At 42.0% G+C, this 3555-nt stretch carries 6 protein-coding genes; all 6 read left to right on the top strand.

The genetic code is table 11. From position 1 onward, the window contains the following. Positions 1-161: 161 nt before the first annotated feature. The 6 genes from UA76_RS23945 to UA76_RS01295 all read left to right on the top strand — a co-directional run bounded on the left by UA76_RS23945 (position 162) and on the right by UA76_RS01295 (position 3102). Entirely contained in the window at positions 162-374 is a 213-nt protein-coding gene (locus UA76_RS23945; protein WP_202906893.1) for a VOC family protein, read from the top strand. Positions 375-712: 338 nt separating this feature from the next. After that, on the top strand, positions 713-1186 hold the full coding sequence (locus UA76_RS01280) for a GrpB family protein (protein ID WP_047042329.1): 474 nt from the start codon (positions 713-715) through the stop codon (positions 1184-1186). 548 nt (positions 1187-1734) lie between these two features. Further along, positions 1735-1971 (top strand): hypothetical protein, encoded by a 237-nt coding sequence (locus UA76_RS01285; RefSeq protein ID WP_047042331.1) that lies wholly within the window; start codon positions 1735-1737, stop codon positions 1969-1971. A gap of 14 nt (positions 1972-1985) precedes the next feature. Beyond that, positions 1986-2108: a hypothetical protein gene (locus tag UA76_RS25095; RefSeq protein ID WP_272945991.1), complete on the top strand. Its 123-nt coding sequence runs from the start codon at positions 1986-1988 to the stop codon at positions 2106-2108. Positions 2109-2334: 226 nt separating this feature from the next. Then, a complete protein-coding gene (locus UA76_RS01290) occupies positions 2335-2547 on the top strand; it encodes a hypothetical protein (RefSeq protein ID WP_047042333.1) in 213 nt (70 codons plus the stop codon). Positions 2548-2655: 108 nt separating this feature from the next. Then, positions 2656-3102, top strand: coding sequence for a GNAT family N-acetyltransferase (locus tag UA76_RS01295; protein WP_047042334.1), 447 nt, complete (start codon positions 2656-2658; stop codon positions 3100-3102). Positions 3103-3555 lie beyond the last annotated feature (453 nt).

Here is a 3555-nt window from a genome sequence, read left to right on the forward strand (position 1 = left end):
CAAACTAACAATGCGCTTAAGGCGGACTAACAAACGCTCGGCATTTTTGGTTTGGTTTAGTCGGGTGTTTAAGGTGGTCAATTGAGCGGGGTGGCAGGTTTGTTAGCCACTTAGCTTGGCGTTATAGCGCAATCGACTATTGCGAATACAAGGAAAGTAAAATGTCAGAAACGATTGGTCTTAATCATCTCGGGTTATCCGTGAGTGACTTAGAAGCGAGTAAATCTTTATTCGTTGATACTCTTGGCTGGAAAGAGTCTGGATATGACGCCTCATACCCTAGAACAGCAGTCTCAGACGGAAAACTCCGTCTAACACTTTGGCAGGTAGATTTTAGCTCAATGGTGTCGAATTTGATCGCAAAAGAAATGTAGGCTTACATCATTTAGCTATACAGGTAGCGTCAGAATCTAAACTCAACGAATTGTATAAAAAAATTGAAGCTCATCCCCAATGTCAGATTGAGTTTGCACCAGAGCTCTTATCTGGTGGTCCTCGCAAGCATATGATGTTTAATGACCCATCAGGTCTGAGGTTAGAGTTAATCTGGCAAGGTGAATAGTACAAGCGCTATAACAAGCAATTTAAGAGGGTTCACAACGCTTGGCACTTTTGCTTCTACTTCAGTTTTAGTGTTTATGGCACAATGCGTTAGGTTGGGTGATGGCGTTGTTCACCCCTTAATTGGGCGTTATGCCTTTTGGGAGAAAATATGCAGTTTTACAAAGCAGATGAGTATCAGGCGTCTTGTGAAAACCTCTATCGTAAGTACGAACTTCAGATAGCTGCTTTACTTCCAGATGCAACAATTGAGCATATTGGAGCTTCTTCAATCCCTAATGCTGTATCTAAGGGAGATCTAGACATACTTGTTGGTGTTAACGGTAACGAGCTAGAAAAAGCAGTGAAGTTACTTTCTACTTTAGGTTTCAACGAAAAATCCAATACTTTAAGGACTCCAGAGCTTTGCATGCTGGAAAATAGCTCAGGTGAAGATGTCGCTTTCCAAGTCGTAGCGAATGGCTCAGAATTTGACTTCTTTGTGGGGTTTAGGGACAAGCTCCGTGAAAGTCCTGAATTGGTTCAACAATACAATGAACTAAAAATGTCTTGTATAGGTTGGTCTCACGAAGAGTATCGTCGAAAAAAGTCAGCTTTTATTGAGCGCGTTTTAGGACAGGCATAACAAGGCGTTTAAGACGGATTCCCAACGCTTGGCGTTTTTGGTTTGCTTTGAATTTAGTGTTTACGGCACAATGGTTTAGGTAGGGTGGTCTGCGTTGCTCACCACTTAACGCGGCGTTATGTCCACGAAAGTCACATCAGCAATGAAAACGGGTACAACGAAGTGGGATATGATGTGCCTAAAGTCAATGGGCAAAACAAAGAAGGATGAGTGTGCTTAATATTCATGCTAGCCTCAAAGCACCTTAGGGCAGCCTAACTGCAGTTAAGGCAGACCCACGGATGATTTGAGGTAGAGTGATTAAGTCCACCTCAGCTTCGATTTTGTTGGTCCAATGGAGTTTGGTCCCAGCTAGCCAGTTCAGTGGACACTTTATAGCGTGGTGGTTTCGGAACATAACAAGTCGTTGAACGAGATTCCCCATGCCTTTAAGTACAGTGTTCTGATTTGATTCAAGTGATTACGGAGTTACGGTTGAGTTCGGATGACCGGGCATGGCTCACTCGTTAACTCGATCGTTATGTTTAAGTAATCAACAAGAGGTATTTATGAAAACAGCAAAAGTAGAAGTTGGTCATTGGATAATTGTTGGTGAATCTACAAATGCCTATGTTTTTAACGTAGTTTCTGAGAATGAGCTAGAAGTTGGTTATCTTCAGAACAATGTAAAGGCAATAAAAGAATCAGTAGTACTGGAAAATGACAAGTGGAAGTTTAAGTACTCTGGCCCTTGTGGTTCATATCTTCGCGGAAATGAAGAAGCGATTGTAAAGCGTGGGAAATGAATAAGGTTCAATATATGACAAAGCAAGAATTACTCGACACGATAACCTCGAAGGAACAACAACTCAATCAAGCTAAACGTGAAATGAACAGCTGGAACAAAGGCAAGTACAAAAACTCATCAAATGCCTCTGTTTAAAAGTATATGTCAGCGCATTAGAAGACGAACTGTCGGCATTAAGAAAGCAGCTAATACAGTTCGGTGCATGTTAAACATAACAAATTGCTTAACAGGGACTCCTAACGCTTGGCGAACTCAGTCGCAAATTTAGCTCCGTGTTTATGGCACAATAATTAAGTTGGGTGGTATAGCGTTATCGCCCGTTAGCAAGGCGTTATGTATCTAAAGTAAAAAGGAATTTACGATGAAAACAGGAAAAACCTTAGGACTAATTGGTGGTCTTTCTGGCATAGCCATTGGTTCCTACTACAGCTTCACGGCTATAGAACAATCATTAAGTCTATCCATACTCTCTGCTCATCAAGCTGGGACATACTCTGCTATTAGTGCAACAATCGTTGGCGTATCTTTGGCAGCAATCGGAGCTATCTACAACCACTCGCGAAACAATACATAACAAGTTGTTCAACAGGGACAAAAAACGTATGCCATTTTTCGCTTCGCTTCAAAGTATGGCACACTGGTTTTTTGCCCGTTAACAAGGCGTTATGTGCTCGGAGGAAATATGGAAATTCAGAAAGTTTTAGAACCAGATTTGGACGCAGTAACAAAACTTGTTTCAGAGGTTTCAAATAAGGATGTGCTTCCATTGCTTAATGCACAAGGAAAGCAAGAGTATAGGGATAGAGTTTTACCTGACTTAGCGACTACTTTTGATAATGAGAAGTTTTCATCAATTAAGGCGGTATCGGGTGGGGAATTGCTTGGTTTTGCCGCTTTGCGTGACGGGAATTACCTAACACATTTGTTTGTTGCAAATTCACAGCAGGGATCAGGTTTAGGTCGTAGTTTATTGAATCATTTGCTCAATCAGACAGACGCTCGTGAAGTTAGCCTACGTTCATCGGTGAATGCTGTTGGGTTCTACAATCGCAATGGTTTCGTAGCAACAGGTGAAGAAGCAGAGTTCAACGGAATTCGGTTCGTACCAATGTCTTTAGTGCGCACATAACAAAGCAATTAAGTCGGATTCCATACGCGTGCCGACTCGCTTGCGCTCAAACATAGCACGTGTATGTCACCGCTTATTGCGGCGTTATGTAACAGGCTGATTTTCAATGTTGCTTAGTCCGTCGAAGAGCTAAACATCTTCTCAATTCTTGGGGTTACGGTTCTTCGTTCTTGTTTGGCTTCTTCGCAATGATTCAAGGCCTACAAAAGCACATCTCACTTGGTAAGGTTGTTTCGGCTTGCTTCTCTGGTTTAAAAGCTAAGTCATTCGCTGAAAATCACTGTTCTGAAATTGTTGCAACTCCCCCACCTAGGAATTTGGCTTTCGCACTCAAACCCATCAAAAGAACCTTGAGTGCAAGGGCGTTTTTAGTAGTCTGGGGGCAACAATAAAGTCCGAACATGTAATTACATAACAAGCAATTCAAGCAGACCCTCAACGCGTGGCATTTTT

The sequence above is a fragment of the Vibrio mexicanus genome, assembly GCF_001012815.1.
GTDB classification, from domain to species: domain Bacteria; phylum Pseudomonadota; class Gammaproteobacteria; order Enterobacterales; family Vibrionaceae; genus Vibrio; species Vibrio mexicanus.

Coding starts and splice junctions, on each gene's coding strand:
- UA76_RS23945 (WP_202906893.1), top strand. CDS start 162: ATGTCAGAAACGATTGGTCTTAATCATCTCGGGTTATCCGTGAGTGAC.
- UA76_RS01290 (WP_047042333.1), top strand. CDS start 2,335: ATGAAAACAGGAAAAACCTTAGGACTAATTGGTGGTCTTTCTGGCATA.
- UA76_RS01295 (WP_047042334.1), top strand. CDS start 2,656: ATGGAAATTCAGAAAGTTTTAGAACCAGATTTGGACGCAGTAACAAAA.
- UA76_RS01280 (WP_047042329.1), top strand. CDS start 713: ATGCAGTTTTACAAAGCAGATGAGTATCAGGCGTCTTGTGAAAACCTC.
- UA76_RS25095 (WP_272945991.1), top strand. CDS start 1,986: ATGACAAAGCAAGAATTACTCGACACGATAACCTCGAAGGAACAACAA.
- UA76_RS01285 (WP_047042331.1), top strand. CDS start 1,735: ATGAAAACAGCAAAAGTAGAAGTTGGTCATTGGATAATTGTTGGTGAA.